The sequence below is a fragment of the Streptomyces gilvosporeus genome (assembly GCF_002082195.1).
Classification (GTDB): Bacteria; Actinomycetota; Actinomycetes; order Streptomycetales; family Streptomycetaceae; genus Streptomyces; species Streptomyces gilvosporeus.
The window spans coordinates 2,939,600-2,956,082 of sequence record NZ_CP020569.1; the positions used below are offsets into that span (position 1 = coordinate 2,939,600).

Annotated in this window: 13 protein-coding genes; 7 read left to right on the forward strand and 6 right to left on the reverse strand. The window is 71.5% G+C overall.

The features are described 5' to 3' along the window. Positions 1 to 289 precede the first annotated feature (289 nt). Positions 290 to 757, reverse strand: coding sequence for an RDD family protein (locus B1H19_RS12895; RefSeq protein ID WP_203237140.1), 468 nt, complete (start codon positions 755 to 757; stop codon positions 290 to 292). A 282-nt stretch (positions 758 to 1,039) separates the two neighbouring features. On the opposite strand from B1H19_RS12895, the gene glnA reads away from it, so the two are divergent. Both glnA and B1H19_RS39745 read left to right on the forward strand, forming a co-directional pair. Next, positions 1,040 to 2,449 (forward strand): type I glutamate--ammonia ligase, encoded by a 1,410-nt coding sequence (glnA, locus tag B1H19_RS12900; RefSeq protein ID WP_030072404.1) that lies wholly within the window; start codon positions 1,040 to 1,042, stop codon positions 2,447 to 2,449. A 431-nt stretch (positions 2,450 to 2,880) separates the two neighbouring features. Continuing rightward, complete coding sequence (locus B1H19_RS39745; protein ID WP_237289268.1) at positions 2,881 to 3,294, forward strand: DUF6083 domain-containing protein; 414 nt, start codon at positions 2,881 to 2,883, stop codon at positions 3,292 to 3,294. 288 nt (positions 3,295 to 3,582) lie between these two features. Here B1H19_RS39745 and B1H19_RS12910 read toward each other — a convergent pair whose 3' ends face one another. Next, a complete protein-coding gene (locus B1H19_RS12910) occupies positions 3,583 to 4,383 on the reverse strand; it encodes a hypothetical protein (protein ID WP_083104892.1) in 801 nt (266 codons plus the stop codon). A 165-nt stretch (positions 4,384 to 4,548) separates the two neighbouring features. Further along, on the reverse strand, positions 4,549 to 7,032 hold the full coding sequence (locus tag B1H19_RS40330; protein WP_083104894.1) for an MDR family MFS transporter: 2,484 nt from the start codon (positions 7,030 to 7,032) through the stop codon (positions 4,549 to 4,551). Between the two features lie 416 nt (positions 7,033 to 7,448). Here B1H19_RS40330 and B1H19_RS12920 point away from each other — a divergent pair, with 416 nt between their 5' ends. Both B1H19_RS12920 and B1H19_RS12925 read left to right on the forward strand, forming a co-directional pair. Then, positions 7,449 to 9,464 (forward strand): NADPH-dependent 2,4-dienoyl-CoA reductase, encoded by a 2,016-nt coding sequence (locus B1H19_RS12920; RefSeq protein WP_083104897.1) that lies wholly within the window; start codon positions 7,449 to 7,451, stop codon positions 9,462 to 9,464. Positions 9,465 to 9,504: 40 nt separating this feature from the next. After that, positions 9,505 to 10,101 carry a PadR family transcriptional regulator gene (locus tag B1H19_RS12925; protein ID WP_083104899.1) on the forward strand — a complete coding sequence of 199 codons (597 nt, stop codon included), beginning with the start codon at positions 9,505 to 9,507 and terminating at the stop codon, positions 10,099 to 10,101. Positions 10,102 to 10,183: 82 nt separating this feature from the next. Here B1H19_RS12925 and B1H19_RS12930 read toward each other — a convergent pair whose 3' ends face one another. After that, the gene (locus B1H19_RS12930; RefSeq protein ID WP_030073240.1) at positions 10,184 to 10,456 is read right to left on the reverse strand and encodes a hypothetical protein; all 273 of its coding nucleotides are present in this window, start codon (positions 10,454 to 10,456) and stop codon (positions 10,184 to 10,186) included. A 49-nt stretch (positions 10,457 to 10,505) separates the two neighbouring features. Then, positions 10,506 to 12,242: an AMP-binding protein gene (locus tag B1H19_RS12935; protein ID WP_083109582.1), complete on the reverse strand. Its 1,737-nt coding sequence runs from the start codon at positions 12,240 to 12,242 to the stop codon at positions 10,506 to 10,508. A gap of 223 nt (positions 12,243 to 12,465) precedes the next feature. Between B1H19_RS12935 and B1H19_RS12940 the strand changes: the two genes are divergently transcribed. Then, positions 12,466 to 12,975, forward strand: coding sequence for a hypothetical protein (locus tag B1H19_RS12940; RefSeq protein WP_237289270.1), 510 nt, complete (start codon positions 12,466 to 12,468; stop codon positions 12,973 to 12,975). Positions 12,976 to 13,025: 50 nt separating this feature from the next. On the opposite strand, the gene B1H19_RS12945 is transcribed toward B1H19_RS12940, so the two are convergent. Continuing rightward, entirely contained in the window at positions 13,026 to 13,919 is an 894-nt protein-coding gene (locus tag B1H19_RS12945) for a Gfo/Idh/MocA family protein (RefSeq protein ID WP_083109584.1), read from the reverse strand. Between the two features lie 437 nt (positions 13,920 to 14,356). Between B1H19_RS12945 and glnII the strand changes: the two genes are divergently transcribed. After that, positions 14,357 to 15,379, forward strand: a complete 1,023-nt coding sequence (glnII, locus tag B1H19_RS12950) for a glutamine synthetase (protein WP_083104901.1) — start codon at positions 14,357 to 14,359, stop codon at positions 15,377 to 15,379. A 172-nt stretch (positions 15,380 to 15,551) separates the two neighbouring features. Continuing rightward, positions 15,552 to 16,457 carry a DUF6891 domain-containing protein gene (locus B1H19_RS12955; RefSeq protein WP_083109585.1) on the forward strand — a complete coding sequence of 302 codons (906 nt, stop codon included), beginning with the start codon at positions 15,552 to 15,554 and terminating at the stop codon, positions 16,455 to 16,457. Positions 16,458 to 16,483: the final 26 nt, after the last annotated feature.

The following is a 16,483-nucleotide window of genomic DNA, read 5'->3' on the forward strand; positions in this document are numbered from 1 at the left end:
GGCGGGGTGCGGCGTGTGTGCGGCGGACGGGGTCCTGCGTGAGCGGCGGGACGCGGCGAAGCGTTCGGGCGCTGCGTGTGCGGCGGGACGCGGCATGTACGGCGGCGGGACGCCGCCGTAGCGTTCGGGCGTGCGCGTGCGTCGGGGGCTCGGCATGTACGGCGGGACGCCGCGTAGCGTCCGGGCGTGCGCGTGCGTCGCGGCATGGCATCCGGGCCGGGCCCTGCGATGCGTCAGGGCGCTACGGACGCGTCACGGCGCTGCGCATGCGTCCCCGCCCCCGGGTGCCTCAGATCCGCACCTCGACCGACCGCGCCAGGCGGTCGTGCAGCCCCCGCCCGTCCCGGTCCCAGACCACCGCCGGGATCACGACCACCAGCAGCAGCGTCCGCAGGACCACCCGCGGCAGCGACAGCCGGCCGCCGCCCTCGGCGACGACCCGCAGGCCCAGCATCCGCTTGCCCGGGGTGAAGCCGACCGTGCCGACCGTCAGCAGACTGAGCACCGCGAAGACCACCAGCGCCCAGTTGCTCGCCGACTGCGCCCTGCCGCCGCTGAGCAGCCCGTACGCGATGAGCAGGCACAGCGCCCAGTCGATGCACAGCGCGGCGAGCCGGCGGCCGAACCGCGCGATCGAGCCGGGGCCCTCCTCCGGCAGCCCGAGCCGCCGGCCGCGGTAGCCGAAGTCGACGCCCATGTCCTCGGCCGTCGCGCGGGGCCCGGAGATCCACGATCCGATTGCTTGCCTGTTGTCCACCCGTCCACGGTACTGCGACCGCATACGTTCCCTACGAGGAGGGCCGGGCACAGCGTCACCGGGATCCCTGCGTGGGAGCGTCCCGCAATCCCTCTCTTTGCCTCACACTGGGGGACAAAAGGGACCACACCGCGGTTAACCTCGGCGAAACAAACGGGTCATGCTCGGGAAATCCCGCCTCCCTAGGGTCGGGCGAGCGCGCCACCGCACTTGGACGCGCTCCGAGTAGCAATCCCGGCAACCCCGCGTCCGCCGACCGGTGACCGGGCTAGGAGGAGTTGGATGTTCCAGAACGCCGACGAGGCCAAGAAGTTCATCGCGGACGAGGACGTCAAGTTCGTCGACGTCCGGTTCTGCGACCTGCCCGGGGTGATGCAGCACTTCACGATCCCGGCGAAGGCGTTCGACCCGGCCGAGGAGCTCGCCTTCGACGGCTCCTCGATCCGCGGCTTCCAGGCCATCCACGAGTCCGACATGGCGCTGCGCGCCGACCTGTCGACGGCCCGGGTGGACCCCTTCCGCCGCGACAAGACGGTCAACATCAACTTCTTCATCCACGACCCGATCACGGGCGAGCAGTACAGCCGCGACCCGCGCAACATCGCCAAGAAGGCCGAGGCCTACCTCGCCTCCACCGGCATCGCGGACACCGCGTACTTCGGCCCGGAGGCCGAGTTCTACGTCTTCGACAGCGTCCGCTTCGACACCAAGTCGAACGAGTCCTTCTACCACATCGACTCCGAGGCCGGCGCCTGGAACACCGGCGCCATCGAGGACAACCGCGGCTACAAGGTCCGCTACAAGGGCGGCTACTTCCCGGCCCCGCCGGTCGACCACTTCGCCGACCTGCGCGCCGAGATCTCCCTGGAGCTGGAGGCTTCCGGCCTCCAGGTCGAGCGCCAGCACCACGAGGTCGGCACCGCCGGCCAGGCCGAGATCAACTACAAGTTCAACACGCTGCTCGCCGCCGCCGACGACCTGATGCTCTTCAAGTACATCGTGAAGAACGTCGCCTGGCGCAACGGCAAGACCGCCACGTTCATGCCCAAGCCGATCTTCGGCGACAACGGCTCCGGCATGCACGTCCACCAGTCCCTGTGGCAGGGCGGCGCCCCCCTCTTCTACGACGAGCAGGGCTACGCGGGCCTCTCGGACACCGCCCGCTACTACATCGGCGGCATCCTCAAGCACGCGCCCTCGCTGCTCGCCTTCACCAACCCGACGGTGAACTCCTACCACCGCCTGGTCCCCGGCTTCGAGGCCCCGGTCAACCTGGTCTACTCCCAGCGCAACCGCTCCGCGGCGATGCGCATCCCGATCACGGGCTCCAACCCGAAGGCCAAGCGCGTCGAGTTCCGCGCCCCGGACCCGTCCTCGAACCCCTACCTCGCCTTCTCCGCCCTCCTCCTCGCGGGCCTCGACGGCGTCAAGAACAAGATCGAGCCCGCCGAGCCGATCGACAAGGACCTCTACGAGCTCGCCCCCGAAGAGCACGCGAGCGTCCCCCAGGTCCCCACCTCCCTCCCGGCCGTCCTCGACGCCCTCGAGGCCGACAACGAGTACCTCCAGCAGGGCGGCGTCTTCACCTCCGACCTGATCGAGACCTGGATCGACTACAAGCGCACCAACGAAATCGCCCCGATCCAGCTGCGGCCGCACCCGCACGAGTTCGAGCTGTACTTCGACATCTAAGAACGCCGCAGGTCAGAGCGCATTTTCGCTCTCCTGGGCCGTCTGTGGGCCGTCGGCCGTGTTCCTTCCCGCTTCGGAAGGCACGGCCGACGGCCTTTTCCGGCGCGTGGGCGTCCGCAGTGTGAAGCCCGGATCCGCGCGACCGAGGTACTCGGCGAGGGCTTTGATGTTCTCCCCCGTGTCCAGCGGCAGCCCCGGACCCGTGGCCCGACTCCTGGTCACGGCATCCGGTGACAAAGCCTCGGCGCGGCCCATGAGCCTGTGCCTGGTCGCTGTGTACGCGCCGATGCGACCCCATCGCGCCCTATCGGCCCCGGAATGTCTCGCTCACTCTCCACAGCATGGGGGCGACTGAGGACACCAGCCGGGGCGTATGCCAGAGCTGCCACACCGTCGGCACTACCGTGAGGGAACGCGGCCGAGTCAGTCTCATGGCCGTGCTCTGTGATCCCTGCTGGAACGCCTACGCCAATCAACTTGCCCTGGAGGAGGGTGCTACCGCCCCTCCCCAGGCCGAACCCGATCCGGATGACATCGCCTGGTACGAGCCTCCGACCTGTAGCGATTGTGGAGCCGCGGTCAGGCACTACCCCACCAACTACGACCGATGGGTCTACCTGGCCGTCGAGGATGTCCCGGCGAAAGACGTTGCCCCTCGTTACCGGTGGCGGCTGCAGTCCCTACAGGGTCGGCATTCCAGCGTCCCCGGCGCAATCGTGGCCGTGCGAATCCGGTCGATTGAGCCACTCCCCAGCGAACTCGTGCGCCCCGCACACAGGGCGTTGTGTCTGAACCCGGAGGCTGTGCAGGAAGCCGAGGAGGGACGAGCTGCGGGCCCCGAGTGAGAGCAAGCGGGGTCGTATCGAAAGGAACTACCCAGAGGTTCCCGGGGGCTGCATGGAGGCGGGCACGTCGCAGGTCTTCGCGCCAGATGTGCGTCTGGGAGGTGCACGAGGAGATACGCGAGGAGATACGCGTCTGGCTCGCCCGCTGGGAGCCGAGCTCCTGCATCCTGCGCTGGAGAGCGGTGTCGTCCGAGGTGATACTCGTCGGCCTCCGCGGCGGTTACTCGTGGGCCGTTGCTGGCTTCGGACTGTCTTTGCCGGCCCTGGGTCATCGACGCGACGCGGTCGCTATTCCATGTCGTGAGCCGGCTCGGCCTCGAAGGCCATGAGCGTCAGTCCCGTGACATGGAGGACGGCGTTCCACTCGTCCTGGGTCAAGTCCGGGAATTCCTCCAGTACACGGCTGGGGACAGGACAGCCATCAGCGCTGAGCACCACCTTCGCGAGGGCCGATCCCGAGCGGCTGAGGCACAAGCGCGGCCCTTGCCGGGGCTTCCCGGTGTGCCGCACCGCGATGCGCTGAGCGGCATCCTTGTTGTCGGGTGTCTCCGACGCGAAGTTCAGCAGCGCGGTCCGCAATTTCCCGGTGAGTTCGTCCTGGCGCAGATCAGCGCGTTCCGAAAGGGCAGCCAGCGCCTGGCAGAACTGCTCTCTCGCTACCGACCGGGGCGGTCTCGGGGTGACCCGGGGAGGGTGGCCGGCATCGTCGCGCCCAGGCTCGGGCTCCGACTGAAGTCCCGTGAGGACGAGCTTGGAGACCAGCAGTACGGCCTCCCACTCCTCCTGGCTCACGGTCGGGCAACTCTCCTGCACCTGGGGCGGAAGGTCGCTCTGGTCTGCGGACAAGAGCACGTCCGGCAGCTCCACGTCGTAGTCCGCAAGCCGAAGACCGAGGCTTCGTCCCCAGGGGTGGTGCGCAGCACCGACGGTGACCAGTTCGACGCGCGAGCGCTCGCCCAGCACCTCCGAAGCCAGTTCGCGCAGCGCGATGGTGACTGCCGCACCGAGGTCGACCTCGTTCACGTCACCCCTTCCGCCGACATGCAGCAGGGCATCGCGCAGGCGTCCGCGCAGCGATGGCGGATTCATCGTCTCCTCCTGCGGCCGCCGCATGAGTCGAGCGGCTGAACGTTGCTCTTCTCGACGTACCGCGCTGTCGGCCGTGTGCATCCCCCTTCGGGACGGCACGGCCGGCGGTTGGTTGTGTGTGGTTGGTTCGTGGTGTGGTTCGTGCTGTTGCTGCGGCGTACCGGGTCAGGCGGTGCCCCGATGGTCGTGGCGTGGGAGGGGCTGTCCGGTGGGCTGGTGGGGGATCGGCGGGGTGGTGGGCTTGAGCAGGAGGGACGCGGGCAGGGTGGCGAGCAAGGTGAGGGCGGCCGAGCACCACAGGGCGTCGGTGTAGCCGTCCGGGGGTGCGCTCGGGGCGGCGAGGGTGGAGGCGAAGAGGGTGGTGAAGAGGGCCGTGCCGAGTACGCCGCCTACCTGGGTGGCCGTACTGGTCGCTGCCGCGGCGCCGCCGGAGTGGGGTGTGGCGACGCCGGACGTGGCGAGGGAGAGGAGCGGCATCACCGCGGCGCCGAGGCCGAGGCCGGTGAGGAGCATGCCGGGCAGGGCCAGGGCGGCGGGGAGGGTCAGGAGCAGCGTGCCGAGTGCGGTGAGCAGCAGGCCCGGCACGATCAGGAGGCGGGGCGGTACGCGGTGCAGGAGGCGGGCGGAGATCTGGGTGGAGCCGATGACGATCGCGGCGAGGGTGGGGAGGAGGGCCGTGGTGGCGCCGGTGGGCGAGTAGCCGCGGACGGTCTCCAGGTACACCGTCAGGGCCGGGAAGAGGGCGAGCGTACCGGCGCCCGTCAGGAACAAGGTGAGGACGGAGCCGATGCGGGCGGGGTCGTCGGTGAAGTTCGGGGGGAGGAGCGGGGAGGCTGTCCTGAACTGCCAGCGCATGAAAGCCAGGAGGAGGAGGGCGCCGGCCGCGAGCAGGGCCAGTGCCAGGGGGTCCGTCCAGCCGCGTGGGCCCGTCTGCTGGAGGCCGTAGATGAGGGCGGCGAGTCCGGTGGAGCCGAGCAGGAGGCCCGGTGCGTCGAGGCGGGGGCCGGTGCGGGTGGGGCGGTCGGGTGTCAGGGTGGCCGCGCCGATCAGGGCGATCAAGGCCAGGGGGACGTCGGCGTACAGACAGATGCGCCAGTCCAGGTCCAGGATCCAGCTGCCGGTGAGCGGGCCCAGCGCCGAGCCGCCGGCGGCGACGGCGGCGTAGACCCCGAAAGCCCTGCCGCGTTCCTTCGGTTCGGTGAAGTCGGCCGCCACCAGGGACAGTGCGGCCGGTGACAGCAGTGCGGCGAAGGCGCCCTGGAGGGCGCGGGACGCGATCAGCGCACCGGCGGTGGGGGCGGAACCGCCGATCGCGGCGGCCACCGTGAAGCCGGCCAGCCCGATGATCAGCATCCGTTTGCGGCCCATGAGGTCGGCGAGATGGCCGCCGAGCAACAGCAGTCCGCCGCAGGCCAGTTCGTAGACGGTGACTATCGCGCTCAGATCGTCGGTGGCCAGGTGCAGGTCCCTCATGATCATCGGCATCGCCGTGTGCAGGGACGTCGCGTCGAGGAGTACGAGCAGCTGCACGAATGCGGCCACGGCCAGGCCCCACCAGCGTCTGGGGGGCGGGGCCATGCCCGGGGGCGGGCCGAATCCCTGTGGGGGGACGGAGTGGTCCGGGGTCGTGGGCGAGTACGCGGGCGGTGGTGGTGACGGCGGCCCGGACGGGAGGTGTGGGTCCGCAGGGGGCGGTGGCGCATCGGCGGGAGCGGTGGCGGGAGCCGTCGCGGGCGCGCCGGCGGCCGTCTCGGGGGCGTAGTCGAGCAAGTTGGCGGCGTGGCGGCCCAGTTGGGCGAGCACCGCGCCCGGCAGCCATTCCCCGTCCGCATCCGCCTCCGTGCGAGCGGCGACCTGCTGGAGGGTGGGCCGTTCGGCCGGGTCCTTGGCCAGACACGCGCGTACGAGGTCGAGCAGCGGCTCCGGTACGCCGGTCAGGTCCGCCTCGTCCTCGGCGATCCGGAAGAGGTGGGCGTTCAGCCCGGTCTCGGTGGCGCCGAAGAGCAGGCGGCCGGTGGCGGCGTAGACGAGGACGGCGCCCAGGCAGAACACATCGCTGGCGGGGGTGAGTTCGAGGCCGCGTACCTGCTCGGGCGACATGAAGCCGGGCGAGCCGATCAGCATGCCGGTGCGGGTGTGCAGACTGTCCCCGGCGAGGGTGTCCATGGCCCGTGCGATACCGAAGTCGATCACGCGCGGCCCGTCCACCGTCACCAGCACATTGGACGGTTTGAGGTCCCGGTGGATCAGACCGGCCGCGTGCACCGCCTGAAGGGCGAGGGCGAGGCGGTTGGCCAGCACTCGTACGGAGTTGTCGGGCAGCGGCCCGAAGTCGTTGGCCACCACGGTGGTCAGATCCGGCCCCGGGATGTACTGGGTCGCGACCCAGGGCACCGCGGCCTCGGTGTCGGCGTCGAGCACGGCCGCCGTCCAGGAGCCGCCCACCCGCCGGGCGGCCGCCACCTCGCGGGCGAAGCGCCTGCGGAACTCCGGATGTTGTGCGTGCTCCTCCTGGACGACCTTGACCGCGACGGTCCGCCCGGCCGCGGAACGGCCCAGGTAGACCAGGCCCATTCCGCCGGCACCCAGGCGGGCGATGAGGCGGTACGGGCCGATGTGCGTCGGGTCTGAGGGGATCAACTGGTCCACAGGGGCAAGGTATTCCACGGCGCAGGGCCCGGTACCGGATTCGCCTCAGGAGCGGAGGCGACGCACCGAATCTTCACCTACTCCGTTGGGGCGATACGTGATCTTGGTGGGGCGCCGGGGCAGGGCAGGAGCCGGTCCTGCTCTGCTCCTGTTGGAACGGCTGACGGCGGAGCCCGGCGCGGCTGCCGGTCACGGTGTGGCACGGCGAGCGGGACGGGGCGACGCGGTGAGCGCGCGGCTACCGGCGGTGACGGCGCCGGGGCATCCGGGGCCCTGGCGGGTCACCCTCCGCGCGTCCTCGGTGCGCCGCCCCGGGGGTGTGACGTTCCTCGCGCCCCCAGTATTTTGCACCTTGTTGCAGAAACCCTGCCGGTGGTCTACAACGTCACTGACGACCGCCGTCCAAGGAGGCCCCCATGACCCCGTACCCGCACCTCATGACCCCCCTCGACCTCGGGTTCACCACGCTCCCCAACCGGGTGCTCATGGGATCGATGCACATCGGCCTGGAGGAGGCGGAGAACGGGTTCGAGCGGATGGCGGCCTTCTACGCCGCCCGGGCGCGCGGCGGCGTGGGGCTCATGGTGACCGGGGGGATCGCGCCGAACGACGCGGGGCGGCCGTACGAGGGCGGGGCGAAGCTCACCACCGAGGAGGAGGTGGCGCAGCACCGGGTCGTGACCGACGCGGTGCATGCCGAGGGCGGGCGGATCGCGATGCAGATCCTGCACTTCGGGCGCTATGCGTATCACCAGGATCTGGTGGCACCGAGCGCGCTCCAGGCGCCGATCAGCCCCTTCACCCCGAACGAGCTCACCGACGACGAGGTCGAGCAGACCATCGAGGACTATGTGCGGGCCGCCGAGCTGGCCCGGGCCGCCGGATACGACGGCGTCGAGATCATGGGGTCCGAGGGGTACCTGATCAACGAGTTCATCGCCGGGGCGACCAACCGGCGCACTGACCGGTGGGGCGGACCGTACGAGAACCGGGTGCGCTTCCCCCTGGAGATCGTGCGGCGGACCCGGGAGCGGGTCGGCGCGGACTTCATCCTGATCTACCGGCTCTCGATGCTGGATCTGGTGCCGGGCGGATCGACGCTGGAGGAGGTCGTCACGCTCGCCAAGGAGATCGAGGCGGCCGGGGCCACGATCATCAACACCGGTATCGGATGGCACGAGGCGCGTATCCCGACCATCGTGACGTCGGTGCCGCGCGCGGCGTACACCTGGGTGACCAAGCGGCTGATGGGCGCGGTGTCCGTACCGCTGGTGACCAGCAACCGGATCAACACCCCCGAGGTGGCCGAGGAGTTGCTCGCCGACGGGCGGGCGGACATGGTCTCGATGGCGCGGCCGTTCCTCGCCGATCCGGAGTTCGTGGCCAAGGCCCGCGAGGGGCGCGCCGAGGAGATCAACACCTGCATCGGGTGCAACCAGGCATGCCTCGACCACACCTTCAGCGGGAAGATCACCTCCTGCCTGGTGAATCCGCGGGCCTGCCACGAGACCGAGCTGGTGCTGTCGCCGACCCGGCTGCGCAAGCGGATCGGCGTGGTCGGGGCCGGGCCGGCGGGGCTGGCGTGCGCCGTGTCGGCGGCCGAGCGGGGACATGAGGTGACCCTGTTCGACGCCGCGGAGGAGATCGGCGGTCAGCTGAACGTCGCCAAGCGGGTGCCCGGCAAGGAGGAGTTCGACGAGACGCTGCGGTACTTCCGTACGCAGCTGCGCCTCAAGGGCGTGGAGGTGCGCCTGGGCACCGCCGTGACGGCCGGGGACCTCGGTGCGTACGACGAGGTGGTCGTCGCGACCGGGGTGACGCCGCGGGTGCCGGAGATCGAGGGGATCGACCACCCCAGCGTGGTCAGCTACCTCGATGTGCTGCGCGGCGGCGCGCCGGTCGGCGAGCGGGTCGCCGTCATCGGCGCCGGGGGCATCGGCTTCGATGTGGCGGAATTCCTGACGGACGCCGGGGACGGGGCGAACCGGGATCCGGAGACCTACTTCCGGGCCTGGGGCGTGGACACCACGTACGGCGAGCGGGGCGGGCTGCGCGCGCCCGAACGGCCCGCGGTGCCGCGCCAGGTGCATCTGCTCCAGCGCAAGACGTCGAAGGTGGGCGCCGGGCTGGGCAAGACCACCGGCTGGATCCACCGTACGGAGCTGCGTCACCGGGGCGTGACGATGGTCGCCGGTGCGACGTACGAGCGGATCGACGACGAGGGGCTGCATGTCAGCGTCGAGGGCACGACGCGGACCCTGCCCGTCGACACGGTCGTGCTGTGCACGGGCCAGGAGCCGCGGCGGGATCTGTACGAGGAGCTGCGGGCCGAGGGCCGTGCGGTGCATCTGATCGGCGGCGCGGACGTCGCGGCCGAACTGGACGCCAAGCGCGCGATCAAGCAGGGGACGGAGCTGGCGGCGGCCCTGTGACGGACGGGGTTGCCACCCGCGCCGCGCCTAGGATTCCTTCATGTCCCTCCCCCATGCGATTCTCACCGCACTGCTCGAAAGGCCGTCGTCCGGGCTGGAGCTGACGCGCAGGTTCGACCGGTCGATCGGGTACTTCTGGTCGGCCACGCATCAGCAGATCTACCGCGAGCTGGGGAAGCTGGAGCAGCGCGGGCTGATTCGGGCGTTGCCGTCCGAGCGGCCCGCGCGGGGGCAGAAGAAGGAGTTCGAGGTGCTGCCCGCGGGGCGGGCGGAGCTGGCGGAGTGGGCGTCGCGCGAGCAGGAGTCCAAGCCCATCCGGGATGCGCTGCTGCTGCGGCTGCGGGCCGCGGCGGTGGTCGGACGCACGGGGCTCGACGACGAGCTGCGGCGCCATCTGGCCGTGCACCGGCGGCAGTTGGCCGAGTACGAGGCGATCGAGAGCCGCGATTTCGCGGCCGCGGCCGATCCCGAGGACCGGCTGCGGCGCCTCGTCCTGCGGGCCGGGATCGGGCTGGAGACCTTCTGGGTGGCGTGGCTGGAGGAGGCGCTGGCGGAGGTTGGGGACATGGGGGATGCCGAGGGCATGGGGGATGCGGGCGCGGACGACACGGAGGCGGGCGGGCGGCCCGGGGAATAGCCCCGGGCCGCCCGTCGGCGTCAGCAGGTGACGACGTCACCGGTGGTCGGCGTCATCCGTTGTCCCATCAGCAGTTGTCGCATCAGCAGTTGTCGTAGAGCAGGGCTCGGACGAGGCGGCAGGTCGTGTCGGACGGCGCGTGCACGCCTATGGCGGCCGCGGTGCTGCGGATGGTGCGGTTGTGGGCCTGCTCGGGGCGGTAGACGCCGGTGTCGAGCAGGGCTATGGCCAGACGCATGGCCTTCAGGCGGCGGTTGTGGGATTCATACCGCTCCCTGGGCCAGCCGGCGGGCAGCGGTTTCTTGGGCAGGGGGTGGCTCGGGAGAGGCTTCGTCTTGAGTGCGGCAGCGGCCATCGGCGACCTCCTGGAGTGCTGGGTGAACCCTCACTGACTGGTTCCCATTCTACTGCCCGCCACTGACAAAAGCCCCTGGCCAGCGGGTATTTGACGAGGCGGGACGGGCCGGCCCGGGGCGTCGGCGGGCGGCCGTTAACGAGGCCGTGGCGGCGGCCCGCAGACGGTTCTTGTCGGGCTTGCCCGCCGGGGTCAGCGGCAGGGTGTCGAGGACGTGGACGGCCGCCGGAACGTAGAGGGTGCCTTTGTTGGCTTCCACAAAAGCGCGGATGCCGTCGGGGTCGATGTCGCGGCCGGGCGCGGGGACGATCGCGGTGTGCACCTGCTCGGTCTCGTCGGCGGTGCGTACGCCGTACACCGCGCACTGGGCGACGTCGGGATGGGAGTGCAGAAGGTCCTCGACCTCCGCCGGGTGGACATGTCCGCCGACGACGATGATCACGTCCTTGCTGCGGTCGACGAGGAAGAGATACCCCTCCTCGTCCAGGCAGCCGATGTCGCCGGTGCGCAGCCAGCCGTCCTCCCCCAGGACCTGGGCGGTCGCTTCGGGCTGTCTCCAGTAGCCGGGCATCACCCCTGCGGAGCGTACGAAGACCTCGCCCCGCTCCCCCGGCGGCAGGGTGCGGCCCTCGGCGTCCCGGACGGCGACCTCCACCCCGGGCAGCGGGCGGCCGACGGTGACCCGGCCGCCGGGTCCGGTGACGGTGTGCTCCTCCGGGCCGGCGACGCTGATCAGCATCGCTTCGGACATGCCGTACATGCCGTACAGCACCGGGCCGAAGACCTTGGCCGCCTGCGCCAGCCGGGAGGGGGAGGCCGGGCAGCCGCCGTAGGTGATGTTGGTGAGCGAGCCTAGGTCGGTGGTGGGGAGGGCGGGGTCGTCCAGGAGGCGGTGCAGGAGCGGGGGCAGCAGCCACAGGTGGGTGATGCGGTCGCGGGCGATGGCGGCGAGCACGGCGGCCGGATCGAAGGCGCGGTGCAGGACGACGGTGCCGCCGGCCGTGAGCGTTCTGTCGGCGAAGATGCCCGCCAGGTGGGCGAGCGAGGTGCAGGCGAGGAAGCGGGGCCGCTCGCCGGCGGGGGCCGACATCTGCTGGGCCAGCATCGCGGCGTACGGAGCGTTGCCCATCCGGACGCCCTTGGGGATTCCGGTCGTTCCGCCGGTGTGGCGGATGCACCAGTCGTCCTCGGGGCGGGCGGCGCACGCGATCTCGGGGACGGGATTCGGGCCCGCTTCCGTGCGCTCGGGGGACGGGAGGGCACCGCAGGCGGCCATGAGGTCGGAGCCCCATGCGGCGGTGTCCGGGGACGCGTCGGCTGCGGGCGCGGGCACCGGGCCGAACGTCATGACGTCGGGGGCCGGTCCCGGGAGGTGGGCGAGCAACTCCCGTGCGGTGTCGTGCAGATCGGGGTCGACGAGGAGCAGGGCGGTGTCCACGCTCCCGGCGATCCGGGCCAGGACCTCGGGGGCCGTGCCCACGTAGAGGAAGACCACCCGGGCGCCCACCAGATTGGCGGCGTAGCGGGCGGCGAGCACCTCGGGGCGGTTGTTGCTGAGGAGGGTGACGGTACTGCCGCGGCCGATGCCCCGTGCGATGAGGACGGCCGCCATACGGTGCACGGTGGCGTGCAGGGCGCCGGCGGTGATCTCGGTCCGGTCCGCGTCGATCAGGGCCGGGCGGTCGGGGTCGTGCGCCAGGGCGGCCAGCAGGGGTTCGACATAGCTGGCGGGAGCGGCAGGCGCCGCGAGGGGGCCGGATCCGGTGGTGTGCGGAGTGGAAGTCATGGAGTGCGGGTCCTCGAGTCGGCGGCCGCCGCGCGGGCGGCCGGAGTCGTGCATGACGTCAGGGCGGTGTGCGCGCGCCGCGGGGCGGGCCGCGGGCGGGGCACGGTGCCGTCCGATCCGGGCCACTTTGCCGGGGTGTCGCGCGGCGTGCGCCGCCTGGCACGGGTGGCCCCGAGGATCGGACGGCGGAGCGCAGACGCGTTGCGAGATCGGAGGCCGGCCCATGACGTCCCACGCCACAACGTCGCAGTCCCACGCCGTGACGTCCCGCGAGCTGTACAGCGCCGTGTACGGCACGGTGTTGGCGAGCGCGCTGCTGGCGGCGCTGCAACGGGACGGTGATCAGTACACGCCGTACTACGACGCGGTGTGGGTGCTGGTCACGGCCACCACGGCGGCGCTGGCGCACGGCTATGCGAACCATATGGCCACCCATCGCAAGGAGACGCCCGGGCACCGCTGGCAGGGCCTGCTGCGCCATCTGTGGGAGGAGTGGCCGCTGGTGGCCGCGGCGCTGCCGACGGTGGCGCTGCTGCTGGCGTCCGGGGCGTTCGGCTGGCCGGAGGGCCCCAGCACGCTGGTGGGGCTGGGCGTCGATGCGGCGATGCTGTTCGGGCTGGGCGTGCTGGCGGCGCGGCGCAGCGGCTACGGACGCGGCGGGGCCGTCCTGGTCGGGGCGGCCGACCTGGCCCTGGGCGTGCTGATCGCATCCGCCAACGCGGTGATCAAGTAACTGGCGGGCCACCCACCGCACGAAGCGGCCAACCGTCCCCCGTAAGCCCCTCATTGGTCGTCCGCTCCCCCCAGTGCCCGCTCCGCCTGCGCCAGGATCTCGGTCACCCGGACCCCGAACCCAAGATCGCACGGATGCGGCCGGCCCGTACGGGCGGCGGCGATCAGGGCGTCGACGGCACGGTGGAAGGCCGGCTCCGGGCCGGCCTCGCGGCGGGGCAGGGTGGTGGTGCCCGTGGTTCCGCGCAGGGTGACCTCGACGCCGAACGCCGCCCTGGGGGCGGTCAGGCTGAGCGTCGCCGAACTGGCCGCTCCGCCGCGGTGGCGGAGCGTCAGCAGCACCGTGTCGGCCGGTCCCCGGGCGGCGGTGACGGACTCGGCGTCGCCCAGGACCGGGAGCAGAACGGACAGGACGTGCGGGCCGACGTCCCACAGGGCGCCCTTCTCGCGGCGCCACGGCGACGCGGCATACGGGCTGTCACTGTCCTCGGCGAAGACCGAGGCGAGCCAGTCGGCATGGGCGGTGAACCAGCCGCCGGCCGCCGCCTGGTCCGCGATCCACGCGCCTTCCCGTTCCCCGAAGCGGGCGGTGAAGAAGACGACCGAGGCGACCCCGGCGCGCTCGGCGGCACCGGCCACGGCGCGCGCCTCGGACACCGTGGTCGCGACCGGCTTGTCCAGGAGGAGGTGGCGGCCGGTCTGCGCGGCCCGTACGGCCAACGGCGCCTGGACGGACGGCGGAACGGCGAAGGAGACGGCGTCGCAGGCGGCGAACAGCTCGTCGGGGGTGGCGTACGCCCGGGTGCCGTGCGCCTGCGCGAGCTCGGCGGCGGCCGGGGCCCGGCGCCCCCAGATACCGGTGAGCTCGACGCCGGGGTGGGCGGCGAGGACGGGCGCGTGCACCCGCCGCGCCCAGGGCCCGGTGCCGAGCAACCCGATGCGCAGGGCCGGGGCCGAAGCCGGGGCCGCGTCCGAAGCCGGGGTCGCGGCCGGGGCGGGTGTCGGCGCCGGGGTCGGGGTCGGGTTCAGGTCCGCAGTCGTCATGCGCCAAGTGTCCCGCGCACCACTGACAACGCCCCCGCGGGCTGTATATGCGCGCAGCGCATCGGCGAGATGATCAGCGACAGGATGGGCCGGGTCGCCCACCTCAAGACGTTCCGGCATCTGGGATTCGAGGAGCCGGCGAAGGCGTATATCTGAGATTTCACTCGCCTCACAGGCGAAAAAGCAAGGCAGCAAGCACCAAAGAACCACAGAATCGAAGGATGTCCGATTGAGTAACCTGTGGTTCACATACGGGCAACGGACGGGAAACGGCCGATTGCCAGAGTGCGACCGTACGCCCGCACGCGTACCCGCACCTACCCGTATTTGAGGACCCCGTGACCATCAAGGCCGAGTACATCTGGATCGACGGCACCCAGCCGACCGCCAAGCTCCGTTCCAAGACCAAGATCCTTACGGACGCGAGCACGCTGCCGCGCTGGGGCTTCGACGGGTCCAGCACCAACCAGGCCGAAGGCCACTCCTCGGACCTCGTCCTGGAGCCGGTGTTCAGCTGCCCGGACCCGATCCGCGGCGGCGACCACCTGCTGGTGCTGTGCGAGGTGCTCCACACCGACCTCACCCCGCACCCCTCCAACACCCGTGCGCAGCTGCGCCCGGTGGCGGAGAAGTTCGCCGCGCAGGAGCCGATCTTCGGCATCGAGCAGGAGTACACCTTCCTCCAGGGCGACCGCCCGCTCGGCTTCCCCGAGGGCGGCGGCTACCCGGCTCCGCAGGGCGACTACTACTGCGGTGTGGGCGCCGACGCGATCTTCGGCCGCGAGATCGTCGAGAAGCACCTCGACCTGTGCCTGGCGGCCGGCCTCGGCCTGTCCGGCATCAACGCCGAGGTCATGCCCGGCCAGTGGGAGTTCCAGGTCGGCGCGCTGGCGCCGCTGGAGGTCTCGGACCACATGTGGGTGGCGCGCTGGCTGCTGCACCGGGTGGCGGAGGAGTACGGCGTCACCGCGTCGCTGGACGCCAAGCCCGCCAAGGGCGACTGGAACGGCGCGGGCGCGCACACCAACTTCTCCACCCGGGCGATGCGCGAGGGCTACGACGCGATCATCACCGCCTGCGAGGCGCTGGGCCAGGGCGACAAGCCGCTGGAGCACGTGCGCCAGTACGGCACCGGTATCGAGGACCGTCTGACCGGCGCGCACGAGACCGCCCCGTGGGACCAGTACTCCTACGGTGCCTCGGACCGCGGTGCCTCGGTGCGTATCCCGTGGCAGGTCGAGGTGGAGAAGAAGGGCTACATCGAGGACCGGCGGCCGAACGCCAACGTCGACCCCTATGTGGTCACCCGGCTGATCGTGGACACCTGCTGCACGGAGCTGGCGAGGCGCGAGCAGGTCTGACGCGCGCACGGGTCTGACACCGCACAGACGCAGCCGAGTTGGGGCCGGACCGATGTGGTCCGGCCCCTCCGTGTGTCGTGCCCCGTCACGTACCGGCGCTCTTCGCCTGCCCGCCGCTTCGCGTTTCGGCTGGTCGGGGCCGATTGTCAGTGGCGGGTGGCACGCTGTGGGCATGCTGACGATCACCGTCCAGACCGAGACCGGACCGGACCTCGAGCGCCCGACCGAAGCCGAACTCGCCGCCCTGCTACGGCGGATCGGGGCCGATGACGACCATTTCGCGGTCGTCGAGCGGATCCCCGGCGAGGACCAGGTCTTCCTCCAGACCTGGCGGGAGGGCGACGGGCCGTTCGCGGTGGAGTACCGCGACGGCGGACCGGAGCGGCACTTCAGCGCGGAGTGCACCGATGCCGACCGGGTCATAGCGGTGTTCGCGGACTGGGCGCGCGGCGGGGAGACGTGGCGCACGGCGCTGGAGTGGCGGCCCGCGGATCTGTACGGCACCCCCGGGCTGGCACCGGAGACCCGCGCCGAGGCCGAGGAGCGGGCGCGTCAGCAGATCCGGGCCGGTTTCTGGGGCTTCCATCAGGTCGCGCAGGGCGTGTGCGACGTTTTCGACCCCGCCGACACCCCGGTCTCGCTGGACGAGGCCCGCCGGATCGTCGGGGGCCTGTGGGAGGAGCGGCTGGCCGAGCAGGAGACCTGGCCCGAGGTGACCGACGCGGACCGGGTCGCGGAGGCGTTCGCGGTGCTGGAGCGCCAGGGGCTCACGGCGCGGATGAACTTCACCTGTTGCAGCGGCTGCGGGCTGGCGGAGATAGGCGGCGAGCGCACCGAAGGCGACCACGGCTTTGTCTTCTTCCATTACCAGGACACCGACGCGGCCGCGGACGGCGGCGGCCTCTCGGTCCGCTACGGCGCCTACGCGGATGCCGGGCGCGACCGCGCGGAGGTCGGGCGGACGGTGGCGGCCGCGCTGTCCGGGGCGGGCCTGCCCGTGGAATGGGACGGCAGCCCCGACAACGTCATCGAGGTCACCCCGCTGGACTGGCGCAAGCGCCTGCCGACGAACGCCTGAGACGGGGAGGGACGGAAGAGGGAGGG